This window comes from Bradyrhizobium sp. SZCCHNS3016 (genome assembly GCF_032484535.1).
GTDB lineage: Bacteria > Pseudomonadota > Alphaproteobacteria > Rhizobiales > Xanthobacteraceae > Bradyrhizobium.
Genome location: NZ_JAUETE010000001.1, coordinates 519,190 through 538,005 on the forward strand (window position 1 = coordinate 519,190; position 18,816 = coordinate 538,005).

Sequence of the window (18,816 nt, forward strand, 5' to 3'; positions counted from 1 at the left end):
ATCCGGCGCCCGGTGATCTCCTGGCGATAACGCTGGCCGGTCGGCTTGATGATGCCCGGCCGCCTGCGACAACCATAGCTGTCGTCCCTGCGTTTGCAGGGACGACAGCGGAGTATGAGGAGGCTCGCGAGTCGTTGCTGATGAGGATTGCGTCTTGTGAGCACCCGCTCACTTCTCGACCTTGTTGTGCACCATCCAGAACCGCAGCGTGCGCTGGGCGGTGTCGAGCGACAGCCGGGCATAGTCGCGCTCGGCGAGCTTCAGGGTGTCGCTGTCGATGGCGTGCTTGATCGGCCGGTGGGTCAGGATCTTCGCCACCACCGACCAGGCCAGCCTGGCGGCACGGCAGGGGATCAGCACGATGTCGGTGCGCGGGCCTTCGAGCACCTTGGCCATCATCTCGGTCGGCACGTTGTTGAGCAGGCCGAGTGCGGCGGAAACCTCGCCGAAGCGGCGGGTCTCGGCGAAGAAGGCGATGGCGGCATCGTTGAGCTCGTTCAGCCCCTTCATGCGCTTGACGGCCTCTTCGGCCAGCGTGAAGTCGCGGCCGACCAGGCCGCCGTCGCTGCGCGCGACGTCCGCGATGGCCTTGAGGATCTTCTTGATCTCCTGCTGCAACGCTGGCGGCGCCGAGGCCATCAGCTTGGCGCGCACGGCTTCGGTGGCGCGGCGTAAGAGGTCGCGCAGGTGCTTGGTGGGCAGGTCGACGCGCAGCCCGATGATCTCGGACAGTTCGTCGTCATCCGCGGCATGCGCCATCATCCCGGAATAGCCGGTATCGGAGAAGCGCGCGGTCTGGTTGTTGGCGAGCTTGCGGATGACCCGGCGCTCGCCGCGGTCGACGATGATGTCGGTCACCGCCTCGGTCAGATGCGGACGGCTGGAGATCGCCATCAGGTGATCCTGGCCCTTGGTCGCCGCGACCTCGACCAGCGTATGCTCGGTCAGCCGGCTCGAGTGCATCAGCACGCTCTCGGCCACCGAGATTTCGTCGTCACGGGCGAGCTGCTGGATCAATTCGACGGGCGCGTAGTCGACCGGCGCGAGATGCTTGGAGAGCTCGGCCCGCGCGCGGGTCTCTACTCGCGAGACCAGCATGCACAGCACATTGTCGAACACCTTGATCTGGTCCTCGGTGAGGCGTTCGCCGTCATGCAGGAACAGATTGGTGACCTGGCGCAGCGTGTTGACGCGCTTCGCCGAGGAGCCGCTGCGGACGGCCTCTTCGAGCTCGGTGATGATGGAGTGTTCTGAAGGCGGAAGCTGTTCTGGCTGTGACACGATCGCGCTCGTTTGTCCGGATGGCCGGAGCGACAGCGACGCGCTTGTGATCCCGCTGCAAGGCTCTCGGCCGGAGCAGTTTTCGGCACGGGCGATAACAACGCGTTAGGGTCGGAGGACGTAGTACCCCGGAGAAACACGGATACGGAAAATTAAGGCGATACGCGTAGAGGGGGGACGACGAGCTGGAGCCGGTCTTCCGGAGATTCGCCGGACAGGCGATGGAATGAGGCCCGAACACCTCCCCGCAGACGCGGTGACGACAGGCCAGCGAAACGGAAAGGTTAATGATCTCATAAGGTCACAGACCTTCCTTCATCCAGTTTGCTCGCTGCCATCGATCTCACGTCAGCTGTCATCCTCCCAAGCATTGAAACTTAAATCCCAATCTTGCCGCGGCCATTTTGCTGTGCGCCGTGCGCTGCGTGCCGTCTCCCGGTGTTCCGGGGCGGGCTCGGCGGGGATGACCTCGTGCGAAAAATCAGCGCCAGCATCGCGCCGCATCCCGTGCGATAATCGCCGCGCAAATCGTTGAGGTCACCATGAAATCCGTCGTCATCACCGGGGCTTCCACCGGCATCGGCTTCGCCTGTTCGAAGCTCCTGCTCGCGCGTGGCTTCCACGTGTTCGGCAGCGTTCGCAAGCAGGCTGATGCAGACCGTCTGCGCAGCGAGCTCGGCGCCAACTTCACGCCGCTGCTGTTCGATGTGACCGACGAAGCGGCGGTGAAGGCGGCCGCCGGCGAGGTGCGAGCGGCGCTCAAGGGCGAGACGCTCGCCGGTCTCGTCAACAATGCCGGCATCGCCGTCGCGGGGCCGGTGACGGAGCTGCCGATCGAGCAGTTTCGCCATCAGATGGAAGTGAACGTCATCGGTCCGGTCATTGCGACCCAGGCGTTCGCGCCGCTGCTCGGCGCCGATCCGGCCATGAAGGGAGAGCGCGGCCGGATTGTGATGATCAGCTCGGTCGCGGGCCGCAATGGCAACCCGCTGATGGCGCCGTATTCGACCTCGAAGCATGCGGTCGAGGGGCTATCCGAGAGCCTGCGCCGCGAGCTGATGCTGTTCGGCATCGACGTCATCGTCATCGCGCCGGGGGCGGTGAAGACGCCGATCTGGGCCAAGGCCGAGGAGGTCGACCTGTCGGCGTACCAGGCCTCGCCGTTCTTCCCGGCGCTGCAGAAGATTCGTGGCTTCATGCTGCATCTCGGCAAGACCGGGCTGCCGGCCGAGACCATCGCCGCGCGGGTGGCCGACGCCTTGACCCTGCCGGCGCCCAGGGTGCGCTACGAGATCGCGCCCGATGCTATCAGGCAATGGATCGTGCGGGTGCTTCCGAAGCGGACCGTCGATCGCATCATTGCCAAGCGGCTCGGCCTGACGCCGGCGACCAGGGCCTGATGCCGGCGATGACGACCATCGGCAAGACCCAGGCGGAGCTGACCCGCCTGGTCGAGGGGGAGATTCGCGCGCAGCCGGGGTGCGAGACGGCACGCGTGCCGGCCGTTCATGCGCTCGACGTGCGCAGCGGCCGCAACTGGGAGATCCCGCACGTCGTTCTCGGCGACAGCCTGATCAGCGACATCGACCGCGCCGTGATGAGCGTGCAGCGCCGGCTCGGGCGCGAGTTTCACCTGATCGATGATCCCGTCACGGAGCCAGCGTCGGAAGCCGCCGCGACGCCGCAGATCGACACCGACGACTCCTGACATTCCCTGCGCTGACGTGAGCCCTGCGGGCTCAGGTCAGCAGGCCCTGCCGCAGCGCCAGCCGTACCAGCTCGATGTCGCTGGCGACGCCGAGCTTGTCCTTGATCAGCGAGTGCAGGTTGGCAACCGTCTTCGGGCTGAGATGCAGCGCTGACGCGATCTCGTCGGTGGTCCGTTCGGCCAGCAGCATCTGCATCACCTCGAACTCGCGCGCGGACAGGACGTCGGCGGCCGCCCGCTCGCCGGAGAGCCGGCTGAGCGCGAGCTCGTGATCGATGTCGGGGCTGATCGCGATGCGGCCGGCGAGCACGTCCATGACGGCGCGCACGAGCGTCTCCGGCGGGCTGCTCTTGGTGACATAGCCGCGGGCGCCGGCGCGGATCGCCTGCACCGCGAAGCCCGCATTCTCATGCATCGTGAAGACGAGGATGCGCGCGCTACGATCCCATTGCCGGATGCGGCGGATACCCTCGATGCCGCCGACGCCCGGCATGGTCAGGTCCATGATGACGAGATCGGGCCTGACCTCCTTGAACAGCCGGTAGGCTTCGGCGCCATCGGCGGCTTCGGCGACCACGCGCAGCCCCGGCTGCTTCTGCAGCATCGACCTGTAGCCCTCGCGGACCACGGCATGGTCATCAACCAGCAGGATGGTGCCGGCGGGCGCCGTCATGCCGCGCAAGCCGTTTCCGGCTGGGGCGGCGCACGCGAGAGATCGGGCAAGGCCGGGACCGGAATCTCGACGCGGAGTCGCGCGCCACCGCCGGAGGTGGCCGCGAAGCTCATCTGGCCTCCCATGGAGGCGACGCGCTCGCGCATGCCGAGCAGGCCCATGCCCGGCTTGTCGGGAGCTTCACCTGCGGGACCGTCGTCTTCGACGGTGAGCACGGTCGCGCTCGCCGGCCCGTCCTGAAGCGTCAACTGCAGCCGCACGCGCGTCGCTCCGGCGTGCTTGACGGCATTGGTGAGCGCCTCCTGGGCGATGCGGTAGAGGTTGGTGGCGATGATGCCGGGTAGTCGGTCGATGCCGCCCGACAGGCTGATCTCGAAAACGGTGCGGCCGTGCTGCCGCCTGTTCCACCCGGCGACGAGACCTTCGAGGCTGGCGGCGAGGCCGAGCTCGTCGACGTCAGGTGGGCGCAGCCGCATCAGCGCGCCGCGCAACTGGTCCATCATGTCGCTCGCGGTGCGCGCGATGCCGTCGCATTCGCCCACCAAAGCGGGGCAATCCTGCGCCGCGCTGTGACGGATCGACGCCGCGAGCGCCCGGATCGCCGCCAGCGACTGGCCGAATTCATCATGCAGCTCGCGCGCGAGGTGACGGCGCTCGTCGTCCTCCAGCGCAATCAGGCGCCGGGTCAATTCGCTGCGCTGGGCCAGCGCTGTCTCCAGCCCCTCGGCGAGCTGGTTGAAGGCATCGCGGATCGCCGACAGCTCGGCAAGGTCGAACGGCGGCAGCCGTGCCGACAGATCATGGGCCGCGATCCGCTCCAGCCCGGCGCGGATCAGCCGGGTCGGGCGCAGCGCGCGGGCCAGCGCGGCGTAGGCCAGAATGCACAGCAGCGCCAGCGCCGTCCCGAGCACGGGTAGCAGCCGGCTGAGCTCGCGCCAGGCCTCCGCGGTCATGACGCCGGCATCGGCCCAGACGACGGCATCGCCGGTCGTTTCGCCGCGAAAGCTGACCGGCCGTGCCGCTTCCCGGCCCGGATCGAACAGCCGCCGATACAGCATCGCGAAGGCGCGGGGCGGATCGTCCGTCTGCGCCTCGGCGCCGCCGCAGATGCGCTGCACGATCGCGCCGTCGACGCCGCGATAGGCGATGCACAGGCCCGGTCGCATCGCGGCGGCGGCGACCGCATCGAGGTCGGGAAAGCCGGCCGGCGGGCTGTTGACCCAATGCATCTTGCTTTGCTGCAATTGCAGCGTCCTGGCCGTGATCTCGGCGATCCGCTCATTGCGCGCATGCACCGAGCGGTCGGTGTCGAACAGCACATAGGCGCAGATCGCCCCAAAGCAGAGCGCCGAGACCACCGAGATGCGCAGTGTCAGACGGTATTTGAGGTCGTAGCGGGTCCACATCTTCGGCACGTCCATGGTAGCCCTGCCCGCCGGCATTTAACGGCAGAACCGCCTGGGCCAAAAGCGCTGCGGCCTGGTCGCCGTCACCGTCGTGAAAATTTCCCGTGCCGCGCCGGGACCGCGGCCGCTGCGGCCATAGCGCCGCTGCGTCTAGCCTTGGATCGCCACACATCTCTGCAGGGGGATCCCATGTCGAACCGTCGCGTCGTCCGTTGTCTCGTTCTCGCGCTTGCTTTCGCGGCCGGTCCGGTCCGCGCCGCCTCCGGCGATGTCCCGGCTGTGCTGGTCGACGATTTCAGCTATCTCGACACGTCCGGCGAGCCGGTCGATCAGACCGCAGCGCATCAGCGGCGGCTGGATGCATTCATCGCCGCGCTCCGCAGCGACGTCGCCGCCGACGCGCGGCTGCGGCCGGTCAGCCCGTCCTGCGCGCCGTCCTGTCCCACCGATGCGTCCCCGGAGGCCCGGCTGCAGATGGCGGCCGCGGCCGGCGCAACCGTCGTGATCACCGGCGGAGTCCAGAAGCTCTCCACGCTGGTGCAGTGGGCGCGCGCCGCGGCCATCGACGTCGCCTCCCATCGGGTCGTCTTCGACAAGGTCTTCACCTTCCGCGGCGATAGCGACGAGGCCTGGCAGCGCGCCGCGATCTTCGTTTCGCGCCAGGTCCGTGACGCGCTGGCGCCGCCGGAGCCGATCCGGCTGGCGCTGCTGCCGTTCGAGCTCGACGACACCAGCGCAGGTGCGGCGCTCGGCGAGACCGAATCCGACCAGAAGGGGCTGCAGGAGGCGACCGACGCGGTGCGGCAGCTGCTGGCGCAGTCCGGGCGCTATCGCCTGGTGGACGCGGCCGGCGAGATCAAGCCGGGGCAGCCGGTGCGTGAGTGCGACGATTGCGAGGCCCGGGCGGCCCGCGCCGTCGGCGCCCAGCAATCGCTGCTCGGCATCGTCCGGCGGATCGGCCGCACCGAATACATCATCGGCTTTCGTGTCCGCCAGGCCGACAGTGGCGCGCTCGTCGCCGCCGGTGACAGCGGATTGCGCCTCGGCGCCAATTATTCCTGGAGTCGCGGCGCGGTGCGTCTGGTGCGCGAGCGGCTGCTCGAGACCGGTACCCAGAATTGAAGAAGGGCGAGGATCGGTACGCGAGGATGGCAGTGATGCCACCTCTCGTCGTGGCGCGAGACGACACGCCGCCCTCCGTGCAAATCCGGGCTGTTGTGATTTGTGACGATTTCATTACGGTCGGATGACAGGATAGGCTTCCTTGATCTGTCGGCATGCGCCGGCGAAGGGCGCCTGCATTCGACCGCCTGATGTCACTGACCCCGAACGACCAACCGATCACCACGCTCGCCGCGGCGAGCGCAACACGCTCCGCGGCCGTCCGGCTGTCCGCCGTCGCCGCGCCGCATGTCGCGGCGCTGGCCCTGATGCTGCACACCGAGACCGATTTCGGCTCGCGGCTCGGCTTCGTGCTGGCCTGGGGCATCCTGAACTGCTTCTGGCTGGTGCTGCTGCGGCGGCCTGCGGTGTCTGGCGCGTTGGCGCTGACCATGGTCGTGGTGCTGGTGCTGCTGTCGCAGCTCAAGCACGCCGTGGTCCAGATGACCGCGAACTTCGTCGACGTGATGCTGATCGATCACGACAGCGCAGCGTTCCTGTTCACGATCTTCCCGAACCTGAAGCTGTCGGTGCTGGTGGCGGCGGCGGTGGTGCTGCCGCTGATGGGATTGCTGTGGTGGGCCGATCCGTTCCGCGTGGCGCGGCTGCCGGCGCTGGCTGGCAAGCTCGCGTGTCTCGCCGCGCTGACACTGTATTCGCTCAACTGGCGCGACGAGACCTGGCGCGGCTATTATGACGACGGCTATCTGTCGAAATTCGCCCGCTCCGGCGTCACGGCGGTGTCGGACTTCCTCGCCAACGGCTTCATGGAATCCGACGCCACGGCTGATCGAAGTCTGGCTGCCTTCGTCCCGGATTCCTGTCATCCGGCCGCGCGCCGGCCGAACATCGTGCTGATCCACGACGAATCGAGCTTCGACATCCGCTCGGCGCCAGGCATCAAGGTACCAGCGCGCTATGGCAGCCATTTCAAGTCGTTCGACGGCAAGGCGCGGCAGTTCATGGCCGAGAGCAATGGCGGACCGAGCTGGTTCACCGAGTACAACGTGCTGGCCGGCCTGTCGTCGCGCTCGTTCGGCCGCTTCGCCTATTTCGTGACCCGGATCGCGTCCGGCCGGGTCGAGCGCGGCCTGCCGCTGGCGCTGCGCAATTGCGGCTACGACACGGTGTCGCTCTATCCCGCGCAGGGCGCCTTCATGAGCGCGCGCAGCTTCCAGACCACGGTGGGCGTCGACCGCTTCCTCGACGCGCGCGATCTCGGCGCCAAGGGCGTCGAGCCCGACGGCTTCTTCTACGATGCCGCGCTCGATCTGATGCAGCACCGGCCGCGCGGAAAGCCGCTGTTCATGTTCGTCTATCTCGCCGCCAACCATTTCCCGTGGGAGACGACGTTCCGGCCCGACCTGACGCCATCCTGGCGAGCGCCCGGCAATCTGCCTTCGATCGATGAGTATCTGCGCCGCCAGGCGATGAGCGCGACGGACTATCAGCGCTTCCTCGCCAGCCTGAAGAAGCGCTTCGGCGACCAGCCGTTCCTGATCGTGCGCTACGGCGATCACCAGCCGGAGTTCTCGCCGCACATTCTCGATCCCAAGCTCGACGAGGCCGGCATCGGCGAGAAGCTCGAAAGCTACGATCCACGCTATTATCAGACCTATTACGCCGTCGATGCCGTCAATTTCGAGCCGCGCCAGAGCGCGGTCGTGATGGATCGGATCGACGCCGCCTATCTGCCGCTGGTCACCTTGGAGGCGGCCGGCATTCCGCTCGATCCGTCCTTTGTCGAGCAGAAGGAGATCATGCTCCGCTGCAAGGGCGTGTTCTACGCCTGCGGCGACGGCGCCGAGGCGCGCCGCTTCAACCGCATGCTGATCGACGCCGAGCTGATCCGGGGGCTGTGACCGGCCGACGCCAAGGTCGGCCGGGCAACGTGTTTGCAACGCCCGCTGCTACTCCGCCGCCGTGTCGGTGACGATGCCGCCGATGTTCTGCCAGTGGGCGCCGTCGAACTGGATCATCTGCAACTGCTTGTTGACGCGATAGTCCGTCGGCGAGGTCGTGATGCTGATGCCGGGCAGCAGCATGCCGAGCTCGACACGGTTGAGGTTAGTGGCCTGCTTCAGCACGTTCTCTCGCGTCAGCTCGTCGCCGCACTGCTTCAGCACCTGGACCAGGAGCTCGGCGGTGATGTAGCCATAGACGTTGAAGTTCGAACCCTTGTCGCCGTCGGGATAGTATTTCTCCATGAAGGCGAGATAGCGCTGCACGCCGGGGTCGTTCTTGAAGCCTTCCTCGAGCGGATCCTTGACGTAGCCGACGCTGATCAGACCCTTGGCATTCTCGAGCCCGGCGGGCTTCAGGGTGGCGCCCAGCGAATTGGCATTGATGTCGACGATGTGGACCGGCTTCCAGCCGAGCTCGGCGACCTTCTTGATGGCCTGCGCCGCCTGCTTCGGCGTCGAGGCACTGAACAGCAGATCGGCGCCGGCGTCCTTCAGCTTCAGGATGTGAGAATCGATCGTCGGCTCGGTGATCTCGTACGACGATTCGGCCACGATCATCTTGGCGGCCTTGTCGCCCAGCCCGGCCTTCAGGCCGGCGAGATAGTCGCGGCCGAGATCGTCGTTCTGGTAGAGCACGCCGATCTTGGCGTCGGGATGGGTCTTGAGGATGTACTGGCCGTAGATGCGGCCTTCGACGACGTAGCTCGGATTGAAGCCCATCGTCCAAGGAAAGTTCTTGGGATCGGTGAAGCGCGAGGCGCCGGTGGCCGCGAACAGCTGCGGCACCTTCTTCATGTTGAGATATTTTTGCACGGCGACGTTCGGCGCCGTGCCGATGATCTGGAATGTCAGCAGCACTTCGTCGCTCTCGACCAGCTTGCGCACCTGCTCGACCGTCTTCGGCGGTGAATAGGCGTCGTCATACTGGATCAGGTTGATCTTGCGCCCGTTCACGCCGCCCTGGTCGTTGATCATCTTGATATAGGCGGCCTGCGCCTTGCCGATGGTGGCATAGGCCGACGCCGGGCCGCTCAGCGGCACGGTCTGCCCGACCTTGATCTCGCTGTCGCTGGCGCCGGTATCGTACTTCTTCTCGGCGGCAAACGCCGGCGCGGTCGCCGCGAGCGACAGCAGAGCAAGCGCGGCCAGCGCGGTGGTCCCAATCCTCATCACATCCACTCCCTGAATATCTTTTGTGAAACTCACTCAGCCTTGATGGCGGCGTCGCGGATGACCGCGCTCCACTTCTTCGTTTCGTCGGCGATGAACTGGCCGAATGCTGCAGCGTCGCGCGGCTGCGGATCGAGCCCCTGGGCGAGCAGCTTCTGCTTCACCTCGGGTGCGGCGAGATCGGCGAGGATTTCGCGCGACAGCCGGTCGACGATCGGCTGCGGCGTCGCGCCCGGCGCCATGAAGCCGTACCAGCCCGACGCGACCACGTTCGGCAGGCCCTGCTCGCGCAGGGTCGGCGCCTGCGGATAGATCGCGCTGGGCTCGGTGGCGGCGACGCCGAGCACGCGGAACTGGCCGGCCTGGATGTAGGGCAGCGCGGTGCTGATCGCGGTCAGCGTCGCATCGACGCGGCCGGCGAGCAGCTCGGTGTAGGCCATCGAGTCGCCGCGGAAGGGAATGTTGAGGCCGGTCACCTTGGCGTCGCGGAACAGCAGCTCGGCCGCGAGATGCGGCTGCGAGCCGGCGCCCGGCGAGGCGAATGTCAGGCCCTCGGGCTTGGACCTGCCGTAGGCGATGAGCTCGGCCAGCGTCTTGAACGGCGCGTTGGCGCTGATCATCAGGAAGATCGGCGCAACGACGGTGCCGGCCACGGGGCGCAGGTCCTTCACCGGATCGTAGGTCAGCTTGCCGAACAGCGCTTCGGCGGTGACGTAGGGCGCGGCGGCGTAGAGCAGGGTGTAGCCGTCGGGTGCGGCGCGGGCGACGAGGTCGTTGGCGATGCGGCTGCCGGCGCCGGGCTTGTTCTCGATGATGAACTGCTGGCCGAGGTGATGTTCGAACTCCGTCGCCAGCAGGCGCAGCGAGATGTCGCTGGCGCCGCCGGCGCCATAGGGGCAGATCAGCCGCACCATGCGGGTCGGCCAATCGCCCTCGGCTCGTGCACGATGGCCGTAGCCCAGCGCCAGCGCGGCCCCTGCACCGAGCAGGCCGCGGCGCGTCATCGTCGGTTGTCTCATCGCGCGTCTCCCTGTCTGCCGCATCCCTTGTCCGGGCTGCTCCGGCGCGTTCTTCGCCGCGCCTTGTCGTCTTTGCTCGCGCCGCGTCAGATCACCTTCCTGCGGGCGAGATCGTCCATCTCCTGGTCTGATAGTCCGAGCCAGCCCTGGTAGATCTCGCGGTTGTCCTGGCCGACGTCGCCGGCGGCATGGCGCAGCGTGGCGGGATCGTTGCCAAAGCGCGGCACGACGTTCGACATCGCCACCGAGCCGAAATCGCGGTCGGGCACGCGCGTGATCATCTCGCGCGCGATCGCCTGCGGATCAGCCGCGATCTGGTCGATCGCGTAGATCGGCGCGATCGTTCCCTTGGCCGCGGTGAAGCGGGCGACGACATCATCCAGGTCATGCGCGGCGCACCAGGCGGCGAAGATCGCGTTGAGTTCGGCCGCATGCTTCACCCGCGAGGCATTGTTCGCGAAGCGCGGATCCTCGATCAGGTCGGGACGATCGATCGCGCGACAATTGGCGGCGTAGAGCGCGTTGGTCGAGCCGGCGAGCGTCACCCAGCGATCGTCGCTGGTGCGATAGACCGCGGCCGGCGCCGAGTAGCCGTTGGCATTGCCGATCCGGCTGCGGCTGAAGCCGAGCTGGTCGTGCTCGACCGGCAGCACGTCGAGCAGCCGGAACACAGCCTCCGTCAGCGCCAGGTCGATCTCCTCGCCCGGCGCCTCGGGATCAACAGCCCGCTTCCACAACGCTGCCAGCACGCCGAGTGCGCCGAACGCGCCGCCGATGGCATCGCCGATCGGATAGCCCGGATGGGTCGGCTCGCCCTCGGCCTCGCCGGTGATGTAGGTGAGCCCGCCCATCGCCTCGAAGATGCGGGCAAAGCCCGGACGGTCGCGGTACGGCCCGTCCTGGCCGAACGCGGTGGCGCGCAGGATGACGAGGCGCGGCTGGATCGACCACAGCACCTCTTTCGTCAGGCCCCAGCGGTCGAGGGTGCCGGGGCGGAAGTTCTCGATCAGGACGTCGAAGCGCGGCAGCAGCCGCTTGAACAGCGCGAGTCCCTCCGGCGTGCGCAGGTCGAGCGTCGCGAGGCTCTTGTTGCGGTTGGCGGTCTTCCACCACAGCGGCTTGCCGTCCTTGAACGGCGGAAAGGTGCGGACACCGTCGCCATGGCCCGGCATCTCGATCTTCAGAACCTCGGCGCCGTAGTCGGCGAGCAGCGTCGCCGCGAACGGTGCAGCGATGATCGTCGCGATGTCCAGAACGTGCAAACCCTGGAGTGGCCCGGCCATGTCGTGATGCACCTGTCTCAGCCGGCTTCGGCCGCAAGCGCCGGCTCCGGCGCGCGCCTGATGATCTCGGGCTCGGCTTCGTTGATGAGCGCCCGGATGCTGGCGGCGAGCGCCGTGATGCGCGGGCCGATCTCCGCCTCGAGCTGACCCGGCTGCAGCCGGAAAGCGGGAATGCCGCAATTGATCGCGAAGGCGCGGCCGGAGCTGTTCGCGTAATGCAGCGGCGCAGCGACGGCGTGAATCGCGGGCATGTATTCGCCGACACAGGTGCAGAAGCCGCGCTCGGCACATTGCGTGATGCCGTCGAAATAGAGCGTGCGGAAGCTGGCCCATTGCCTGGCATCGTCGGCGGCGAGCTGCGCGTCGAAGCGCGCGGCTTCGGCTGGAGGCAGGATCGCGGCCGCCGCGCGTCCCATCGCGGTCGCGACCACGGTGATCGGCATGCCGATGTCGGGAACGTGCGGCCCGACATCGCCGGAGCGCGCCGTCTCGACATAAACCACGGCGTTGCCGTCGAGCAGGCCGATCGAGACGGTGCCGCGCACGCTGGCGGCAAAATCCTGCATCAGCGGCCGTGCGAGCTGCCGGAACGGCATGTCGGCGAGCAGCGGATGCGCCATCCGCAGCGCGCGGACACCAAGGCGATATTTCGCGAGGTCCTGGTCGAAGGAGAGATAGCCGAGCTCGGTGAGCGTGTGGGTCAGCCGGGCGACCGTAGGCCGCGGAATTCCGGTGCGCACCGATATGTCCATGTTTCCGAGCACGGGAGATTCCGTCCCGAACGCCTCCAGCACGATGAGGCCCTTGGCCAACGTGGTGGCAAAGGCGGCGTCGCCGGCGCTGTCGGCCAGCATTGTTTCGAGGGCACGATTGCGGACGGTGAGGGCGGATCGTGGAGCTGCGGGCATGCGGCGGAGAATGATCCAGGAATTTTGGAGAGTCCATATATTTGTAGATGTGATGATTATGCGTCCACTATATGGACAAATGTCGGACGTGCGGTGGCCACGCGCGATGCTCGCCCGATCGTGGCTTGTGACGCGGGTGGAGGCCCGCTACCGGTGCCGCCTCAACGTCCGGGAGGCCAATCGATGTCGACATCAGTCAAGCAGATGCTGGAAGCCGCCAACGCCGCGGTTCCGAAGATCACGCCGGCCGAGGCGCAGGCCATGATCGCCAAGGGCAACACCCTCGTCGTCGACGTGCGCGATGCGCCGGAGGTCGAGAAGAGCGGCAAGATTGCCGGTGCCGTGCACGTTTCGCGCGGCATGCTCGAATTCCGCGCCGATCCGGACTCGCCCTATCACGACAAGAATTTCGCCAAGGACAAGAGCGTGATCCTGTATTGCGCCTCGGGCGGCCGCTCGGCGCTGTCGGGCAAGACGCTGAAGGATCTCGGCTACGACAAGGTGTTCAACGTCGGCGCGTTCAAGGACTGGGCCGAGAATGGCGGCGCGGTGGAGAAGCCGATCGAGCCGGGGATGTGAGCGTGCCCAACTGATTGGTGCGGCGGTCGTCGCGCCAACCACCGCCGTCATTGCGAGCGAAGCAATCCAGGGCTCCGCAAGGACTCTGGATTGCTTCGGCGCTACGCGCCTCGCAATGACGTGCTGCGAAGGCAGGGCTTACTTCGACATCTTGCTCCACAGCCAGCGCGCCACCGCCTGCGGCGAGGACTGTGCGTCACTACCGGAAGCGCGCAGATTGGCCTGCTGCATGGTCGCGATGTCGATGCGGCCGAGCAGCGGCCGTAACGCATCCTGCAATGCGTGGTCCTCGGCGCGCTTCGGCGACAGCAGCAGGATCGCGTCGTAAGGCGGGATCGCCTGCTTGGGATCGTCGAGCACGACGAGGTCGTGTTTCGCGATCAGCCCGTCGCTGGTGTAGCCGGCGATGACGTCGACCTCGCCGGACGCGACTGCCGCATACATGAAGTCCGGCTGCATCTGGCGCTGGGCGCGGAAGGCGAGACCGTAGGCGTCGCGCAGGGCCGCCCATTCCGGGCGCGAGAAGAACTCGTAGTCGCCGGCGATCGACATCTCGGAGGCATGGCGCGCGAGGTCGGCGATCGAGCGGATGCCGAGGGCTTCCGCCTTCTTGCGCGGCATCACCAGCGCATAGGCGTTCTCGAAGCCGAGCTCGCCGAGCAGGGTGACCTTGTCCTTGGCGAGATCCTGCTTCAACGCATCGAGCAGTGCGACGCGCGGCAGCTGCTCCGTGTGGTGGAACTGGTTCGCCCACAGCGTGCCGGAATACTCGACATAGAGATCGATGTCGCCGCTCTTGAGCGCACCATAGATGACGCTGGAGCCGAGGCCGGCGCGGGATGTGGTCGTGAGGCCTGCCGCCTGCAGCCGCTCGCTGAGCAGCGCCGACAGCACATATTGTTCGGTGAAGGTCTTGGCGCCGATCACGTAGCGCGCGGACGTGCCGGCGAGCGAGGGCAGCAGGCTGGCGCCGACCATCAGCGCGATCGTCGCGGTGCCGAGGCCCACGCGGGCGCGGCTGCGCCTGCGCAAGCCATGCTCGATCAGCGCTAGCAACTGATCGACCGCAAGCGCCAGCACTGCGGCGGCGACGCAGCCGAACACGACCAGCACCCAGTTCTGGGTCTGCAATCCGGCAAAGATGTAGTTGCCGAGCGAGGTCTGGCCGATCGGCGTCGACAAGGTCGCGGTGCCGATCACCCACACCGCCGCGGTGCGGATGCCGGCCATGATGACCGGCAGCGCCAGCGGCAGCTCCACCATCGTCAGCGCCTGGCGCTCGGTCATGCCGACGCCCTTGGCGGCCTCGATCAGGCTGGCGTCGACGCCGTTCAGCCCGGTGATGGTGTTGCGCAGCACGGGCAGCATCGAATACAGCGCCAGCGCCAGCATGGCCGGAAGGAAGCCGAAGGCCGAGAACGACAGGCCGAACCAGCGCAAGCTCAGTGCCGCCAGCGCCAGCAGCAGCGGATAGAACAGCGCCAGCAGCGCCAGTCCCGGCACCGTCTGCACCACGCTGGCGACGCCGAGCAGCAGATTGCGCAGGGCAGGGCGATTGCGCGCGACGAGCGCGAGCGGGAAGCTGATGGCGAGGCCGAGCGCGAGCGCCGCGATGCTGACGCGCAGATGGCTGCCGAGATAGTCGGCGAGATGCGACAGCGCCTCGGCGAAGCGTGGATCCGACAGGATGCTCATGCCGCCCCGCTGTCGGGCAGCAGCGCCACCAGCCGCGCCGCCTGCCGGCGCGGCGTCGTCATCAGCTCCGTCACGTAGGGTTCGCGGCTGGCCGCGAGCTCGGCCGGCGTGCCGACCTCGACGAGGCGTCCGCCGCGCATCACCGCGATGCGGTCGGCGAGCAGCAGCGCCTCGGTGATGTCATGCGTGATCATGATCGTGGTCAGCGCGAGCTTGTCGTGCAGCGCGCGATAGTCGCCGCCGAGCGCATCGCGCGTCAGCGGATCGAGCGCGCCGAACGGCTCGTCCATCAGCACGATGCGCGGCCGCGCCGCGAGCGCGCGGGCGACGCCGACACGCTGGCGCTGGCCGCCGGAGAGCTCGTGCGGCAGCCGGTCGCGATGCGCCTTGCGGTCGAGCTGGACGAGGTCGAGCAGCTCGTCGACGCGCGTGGTGATCTCGGCCGGCGGGGTCCCCAGCAGCCTGGGGGTGATGCCGATATTGGCGGCAACCGTCATGTGCGGAAACAGCGCCCCGTTCTGGAACACATTGCCAACCCGGCGACGCAGGCTGACAGGATCGAGGCCGGCGATATCCTCGCCGGCAATCCGGATCGTGCCGCCGTCCAGCTCGATCAGGCGGTTGGTCAGCCGCAGCAGCGTGGTCTTGCCCGAGCCGGAGCCGCCCACGATTGCCAGGAACTCACCCTCGGCGATCTCCAGCGATACGCCGTCAACCGCGGTCACGGCGCCTGCCGCGCCGGGGAAACTCTTGCGGACATTGGCATAGACGATGAACGGCGTGCGCTGCATGCGGCCTTGTGGAACGGTTGGCCTTGGGCTCAGGCAGAACACCTAGCACGTCCGGCCGCCGCGTTGAACTTCGCCCCGCAAGCGGCTAAGCCGTCCCGGCCATTCTCGGGGGAGGAACCTGGACGTGACGATGCCCACGGCCGCCGCGGTCGCACTGGAGCGAACGACGGTGGCATTCCGTCTCGCCGGCGGACGCACCTACACCGCCGTCGAGACGGCGGATCTCAGCGTCGCCGACGGCGAGTTCGTCGCCATCGTCGGGCCGACCGGCTGCGGCAAATCCACCCTTCTCAACGTGGCGGCGGGCCTGCTGAAGCCGGCGGCCGGCAGCGTGCGGATCTTCGGCCAGCCGCTGGCCGGCCTCAATCGCGACGCCGGCTACCTGTTCCAGGCCGATGCGCTGTTCCCATGGAAGACCGCGCTGGAGAACGTCGCGATCGGGCTGGAGGTCGCGGGCACACCATCGAAGGATGCGGCCGCCAAGGCGCAGCAATGGCTGACCTCGGTCGGCCTTGGCGCCTTCGGCAACCGCTATCCGCACATGCTGTCGGGCGGCCAGCGCAAGCGCGTCGGCCTTGCCCAGGTGCTGATCCGCAATCCGCGCATCATCCTGATGGACGAGCCGTTCGGGCCGCTGGACGCGCAGACGCGGCAGATCATGGGCAATTTGCTGCTCGATCTCTGGAATGCCGACCGCAAGGCGGTGCTGTTCGTGACCCACGATCTCGAGGAGGCGATCGCGCTCGCCGACCGCGTCGTCATCATGTCGGCCGGCCCGGCCTCGCGCATCATCGGCGACTGGCGCGTCACGCTGCCGCGCCCGCGCGACATCTTCGAGGTGCGCATGAAGCACGAGTTCCACGAGCTGCATCGCGAGATCTGGCAGACGCTGAAGGCCGAGGTCGAGAAGACCTACAAGCAGGCGGAGGCGGTGTGATGGGGCGTTTGCAGGGCTTGAGTTGTCGCGCGCTTCCTTCTCGGCCACGGCGGTGCGCTCCCTCCCCCCTTGCGGGGGAGGGTTGGGGTGGAGGGTACCCAGCAAAGATTGGTGCTCGTGGCACCCCCACCCCCAACCCCTCCCCGCAAGGGGGAGGGGAGCAGAGCGGCGTGAGAGGCTTCACCTTCGTACCCACCACACCGCATGGAGCAGCGTGATGTCGCGTCTCGGTCTGCTCGCGCTGCAATTGCTCGTCGCGATCATCGCAATTGCGCTGTGGCAACTGCTCGCCACCGTGCCCGTGTTTGGACGCATCTGGCTTCCGCCATTCTTCTTCTCCAACCCGGTCGACGTGTTCGCGCAGGTCGTCAAATGGTTCGCCACCGGCGCGATCTGGAAGCACCTCGCGATCACGCTGTGGGAGTCGATCCTGGCGTTCGCGATCGGCTCGCTCGGCGGCGTGCTGGTCGGCTTCTGGTTCGCGCGCAAGCCGCTGGTGGCCGCCGTGTTCGACCCCTACGTCAAGATGGCCAACGCGCTGCCGCGTGTCGTGTTGGCGCCGATCTTCACGCTGTGGCTCGGCCTCGGCATCTGGTCCAAGGTCGCGCTCGGCGTGACCCTGGTGTTCTTCATCGTGTTCTTCAACGTCTACCAAGGCGTCAAGGAGGTCTCGACCGTCGTGCGCGACAATGCTCGCATGCTCGGCATGAGCGAGCGGCAGCTGATGCGCCATGTCTATTGGCCGTCGGCGCTGTCCTGGATGTTCTCCTCGCTGCACACGTCGGTGGGCTTCGCCGTCGTCGGCGCGGTGGTCGGCGAATATCTCGGCTCCGCGGCCGGCCTCGGCTATCTGATCCAGCAGGCCGAAGGCATCTTCGACGTCGCCGGCGTATTTGCCGGCATGTTCGTGCTGTCGGCGTTCGTCATCCTGATCGACATCTGCGTGACGCTGGTGGAGCGTCGGCTGCTGGTGTGGCGCCCGGATGCGGCGGATGGGCGATGATGGTCGCCGTGGCGCCACATGCTCCGCTGTCGTCCCGGCGAACGCCGGGACCCATAACCACCGGCCGTCGTTTGTGGCACGCGCGATGACCAGTCTTCTCCAACCGCGACATCACGCGGTATGGGTCCCGGCGTTCGCCGGGACGACAGCGGCAATTCGGGGCGGCCTTCTCATTCACAGCACACACGCCTAATCTGACCGATAACATGAACGGAGGAAATCAATGAACAAGATGTTGGGCCGGATCACCGGCGCGCTGCTGGCGCTGACGCTGAGCACCGGTCTCGCCAGCGCTGCCACCAAGGTCACGATCGCAATCGGCGGCGGCGCCTGCCTGTGCTATCTGCCGACCGTGCTGGCCAAGCAGCTCGGCGAATATGAGAAGGCCGGGCTTGAGGTCGAGCTGGTCGACCTCAAGGGCGGCTCGGATGCGCTGAAGGCGGTGCTCGGCGGCAGCGCCGACGTCGTCTCCGGCTATTTCGACCATTGCGTCAATCTCGCCGCCAAGAAGCAGGAGATGCAGTCCTTCGTGGTCTATGACCGCTATCCCGGGCTCGTGCTCGTCGTGGCGCCGTCGCACAACAAGGAGATCAGCTCGGTCAAGGATCTCGCCGGCAAGAAGGTCGGCGTCAGCGCGCCGGGCTCCTCGACCGACTTCTTCCTGAAATACATGCTGAAGAAGAACGGCCTCGATCCTTCGGGCACGGCCGTGATCGGCGTCGGTCTCGGCGCGACCGCCGTGGCCGCGATGGAGCAGGGCCAGATCGATGCGGCCGTGATGCTCGATCCCTCGGTCACCGTGCTGCAGGGCAAGCATCCGGATCTCAAGATCCTCAGCGATACCCGCACCCAGCACGATACGCTGGAGGTGTTCGGCGGCGAATATCCCGGCGGCGCGCTGTACTCGACGGCGGCCTGGATTGCCGGCCATGACAAGGAGACGCAGGCGCTGACCAACGCCATCGTGGCGACGCTGGGCTGGATCCATTCGCATACGCCGGAGGAGATCATGGCGAAGATGCCGGAGGAGCTGGTCGGCAAGGACAAGGCGCTCTATCTCGCGGCGCTGAAGAACACCATCCCGATGTACTCGCAGACCGGCAAGATGGACCCGAAGGGCGCCGACGCCGTGCTCGCGGTGTTCAGCACCGGCTCGCCCGACGTCGCCAAGGCCAATGTCGACGTCAGCAAGACCTTCACCAACAAGTTCGTCGAACAGGCGAAGGGCACGAAGTAGG

General features: G+C 67.2%; 17 protein-coding genes. 8 read left to right on the forward strand and 9 right to left on the reverse strand.

Translation table 11 applies throughout. The features are described 5' to 3' along the window. Positions 1-168: 168 nt before the first annotated feature. Entirely contained in the window at positions 169-1,281 is a 1,113-nt protein-coding gene (locus QW881_RS02415; protein WP_315756356.1) for a DUF2336 domain-containing protein, read from the reverse strand. Positions 1,282-1,823: 542 nt separating this feature from the next. Here QW881_RS02415 and QW881_RS02420 point away from each other — a divergent pair. Continuing rightward, positions 1,824-2,681, forward strand: coding sequence for an SDR family oxidoreductase (locus QW881_RS02420; RefSeq protein ID WP_315756355.1), 858 nt, complete (start codon positions 1,824-1,826; stop codon positions 2,679-2,681). Continuing rightward, on the forward strand, positions 2,681-2,989 hold the full coding sequence (locus tag QW881_RS02425; protein ID WP_315756354.1) for a hypothetical protein: 309 nt from the start codon (positions 2,681-2,683) through the stop codon (positions 2,987-2,989). The genes QW881_RS02420 and QW881_RS02425 overlap by 1 nt, the downstream gene beginning before the upstream one ends. Positions 2,990-3,020: 31 nt before the next feature. Here QW881_RS02425 and QW881_RS02430 read toward each other — a convergent pair whose 3' ends face one another. Further along, positions 3,021-3,662 (reverse strand): response regulator transcription factor, encoded by a 642-nt coding sequence (locus QW881_RS02430; protein ID WP_315736899.1) that lies wholly within the window; start codon positions 3,660-3,662, stop codon positions 3,021-3,023. After that, complete coding sequence (locus tag QW881_RS02435; protein WP_315756384.1) at positions 3,659-5,068, reverse strand: sensor histidine kinase; 1,410 nt, start codon at positions 5,066-5,068, stop codon at positions 3,659-3,661. Before QW881_RS02435 ends, QW881_RS02430 begins: the two co-directional genes overlap by 4 nt. A gap of 189 nt (positions 5,069-5,257) precedes the next feature. Here QW881_RS02435 and QW881_RS02440 point away from each other — a divergent pair, with 189 nt between their 5' ends. After that, positions 5,258-6,190, forward strand: coding sequence for a DUF2380 domain-containing protein (locus QW881_RS02440; protein WP_315756353.1), 933 nt, complete (start codon positions 5,258-5,260; stop codon positions 6,188-6,190). A gap of 191 nt (positions 6,191-6,381) precedes the next feature. After that, positions 6,382-8,091: a sulfatase-like hydrolase/transferase gene (locus tag QW881_RS02445; RefSeq protein WP_315756352.1), complete on the forward strand. Its 1,710-nt coding sequence runs from the start codon at positions 6,382-6,384 to the stop codon at positions 8,089-8,091. 48 nt (positions 8,092-8,139) lie between these two features. Here QW881_RS02445 and QW881_RS02450 read toward each other — a convergent pair whose 3' ends face one another. From QW881_RS02450 to QW881_RS02465, 4 genes are all read right to left on the reverse strand, one after another. Next, the gene (locus tag QW881_RS02450) at positions 8,140-9,363 is read right to left on the reverse strand and encodes an ABC transporter substrate-binding protein (RefSeq protein ID WP_315756351.1); all 1,224 of its coding nucleotides are present in this window, start codon (positions 9,361-9,363) and stop codon (positions 8,140-8,142) included. 32 nt (positions 9,364-9,395) lie between these two features. After that, positions 9,396-10,382 (reverse strand): tripartite tricarboxylate transporter substrate binding protein, encoded by a 987-nt coding sequence (locus QW881_RS02455; RefSeq protein WP_315756350.1) that lies wholly within the window; start codon positions 10,380-10,382, stop codon positions 9,396-9,398. An 86-nt stretch (positions 10,383-10,468) separates the two neighbouring features. Then, positions 10,469-11,665: a CaiB/BaiF CoA-transferase family protein gene (locus QW881_RS02460; protein ID WP_315756349.1), complete on the reverse strand. Its 1,197-nt coding sequence runs from the start codon at positions 11,663-11,665 to the stop codon at positions 10,469-10,471. A gap of 17 nt (positions 11,666-11,682) precedes the next feature. Continuing rightward, positions 11,683-12,519, reverse strand: coding sequence for an IclR family transcriptional regulator (locus QW881_RS02465; RefSeq protein WP_315756348.1), 837 nt, complete (start codon positions 12,517-12,519; stop codon positions 11,683-11,685). A 237-nt stretch (positions 12,520-12,756) separates the two neighbouring features. Here QW881_RS02465 and QW881_RS02470 point away from each other — a divergent pair, with 237 nt between their 5' ends. Then, a complete protein-coding gene (locus QW881_RS02470) occupies positions 12,757-13,152 on the forward strand; it encodes a rhodanese-like domain-containing protein (RefSeq protein WP_315756347.1) in 396 nt (131 codons plus the stop codon). A gap of 138 nt (positions 13,153-13,290) precedes the next feature. Here QW881_RS02470 and QW881_RS02475 read toward each other — a convergent pair whose 3' ends face one another. Further along, positions 13,291-14,847, reverse strand: a complete 1,557-nt coding sequence (locus QW881_RS02475; protein WP_315756346.1) for a glycine betaine ABC transporter substrate-binding protein — start codon at positions 14,845-14,847, stop codon at positions 13,291-13,293. Continuing rightward, the gene (locus tag QW881_RS02480) at positions 14,844-15,638 is read right to left on the reverse strand and encodes an ATP-binding cassette domain-containing protein (RefSeq protein ID WP_315756345.1); all 795 of its coding nucleotides are present in this window, start codon (positions 15,636-15,638) and stop codon (positions 14,844-14,846) included. Before QW881_RS02480 ends, QW881_RS02475 begins: the two co-directional genes overlap by 4 nt. Before the next feature lie 130 nt (positions 15,639-15,768). On the opposite strand from QW881_RS02480, the gene QW881_RS02485 reads away from it, so the two are divergent. The 3 genes from QW881_RS02485 (at position 15,769) to QW881_RS02495 (ending at position 18,815) form a co-directional block, all read left to right on the forward strand. Further along, positions 15,769-16,575 carry an ABC transporter ATP-binding protein gene (locus tag QW881_RS02485; RefSeq protein ID WP_315756383.1) on the forward strand — a complete coding sequence of 269 codons (807 nt, stop codon included), beginning with the start codon at positions 15,769-15,771 and terminating at the stop codon, positions 16,573-16,575. A 217-nt stretch (positions 16,576-16,792) separates the two neighbouring features. Then, positions 16,793-17,578 carry an ABC transporter permease gene (locus QW881_RS02490; protein ID WP_315756344.1) on the forward strand — a complete coding sequence of 262 codons (786 nt, stop codon included), beginning with the start codon at positions 16,793-16,795 and terminating at the stop codon, positions 17,576-17,578. Between the two features lie 223 nt (positions 17,579-17,801). After that, positions 17,802-18,815 carry an ABC transporter substrate-binding protein gene (locus QW881_RS02495; protein ID WP_315756343.1) on the forward strand — a complete coding sequence of 338 codons (1,014 nt, stop codon included), beginning with the start codon at positions 17,802-17,804 and terminating at the stop codon, positions 18,813-18,815. Position 18,816: the final 1 nt, after the last annotated feature.

Bases quoted from the DNA above. Each gene is read 5' to 3' on its own strand.
- QW881_RS02420 (WP_315756355.1), top strand. From the start codon at position 1,824: ATGAAATCCGTCGTCATCACCGGGGCTTCCACCGGCATCGGCTTCGCC.
- QW881_RS02445 (WP_315756352.1), top strand. From the start codon at position 6,382: ATGTCACTGACCCCGAACGACCAACCGATCACCACGCTCGCCGCGGCG.
- QW881_RS02450 (WP_315756351.1), bottom strand. From the start codon at position 9,363: ATGAGGATTGGGACCACCGCGCTGGCCGCGCTTGCTCTGCTGTCGCTC.
- QW881_RS02490 (WP_315756344.1), top strand. From the start codon at position 16,793: ATGTCGCGTCTCGGTCTGCTCGCGCTGCAATTGCTCGTCGCGATCATC.
- QW881_RS02470 (WP_315756347.1), top strand. From the start codon at position 12,757: ATGTCGACATCAGTCAAGCAGATGCTGGAAGCCGCCAACGCCGCGGTT.
- QW881_RS02460 (WP_315756349.1), bottom strand. From the start codon at position 11,665: ATGGCCGGGCCACTCCAGGGTTTGCACGTTCTGGACATCGCGACGATC.
- QW881_RS02480 (WP_315756345.1), bottom strand. From the start codon at position 15,638: ATGCAGCGCACGCCGTTCATCGTCTATGCCAATGTCCGCAAGAGTTTC.
- QW881_RS02435 (WP_315756384.1), bottom strand. From the start codon at position 5,068: ATGTGGACCCGCTACGACCTCAAATACCGTCTGACACTGCGCATCTCG.
- QW881_RS02455 (WP_315756350.1), bottom strand. From the start codon at position 10,382: ATGAGACAACCGACGATGACGCGCCGCGGCCTGCTCGGTGCAGGGGCC.
- QW881_RS02465 (WP_315756348.1), bottom strand. From the start codon at position 12,519: ATGCTGGCCGACAGCGCCGGCGACGCCGCCTTTGCCACCACGTTGGCC.
- QW881_RS02425 (WP_315756354.1), top strand. From the start codon at position 2,681: ATGCCGGCGATGACGACCATCGGCAAGACCCAGGCGGAGCTGACCCGC.
- QW881_RS02440 (WP_315756353.1), top strand. From the start codon at position 5,258: ATGTCGAACCGTCGCGTCGTCCGTTGTCTCGTTCTCGCGCTTGCTTTC.
- QW881_RS02495 (WP_315756343.1), top strand. From the start codon at position 17,802: ATGAACAAGATGTTGGGCCGGATCACCGGCGCGCTGCTGGCGCTGACG.
- QW881_RS02430 (WP_315736899.1), bottom strand. From the start codon at position 3,662: ATGACGGCGCCCGCCGGCACCATCCTGCTGGTTGATGACCATGCCGTG.
- QW881_RS02475 (WP_315756346.1), bottom strand. From the start codon at position 14,847: ATGAGCATCCTGTCGGATCCACGCTTCGCCGAGGCGCTGTCGCATCTC.
- QW881_RS02485 (WP_315756383.1), top strand. From the start codon at position 15,769: ATGCCCACGGCCGCCGCGGTCGCACTGGAGCGAACGACGGTGGCATTC.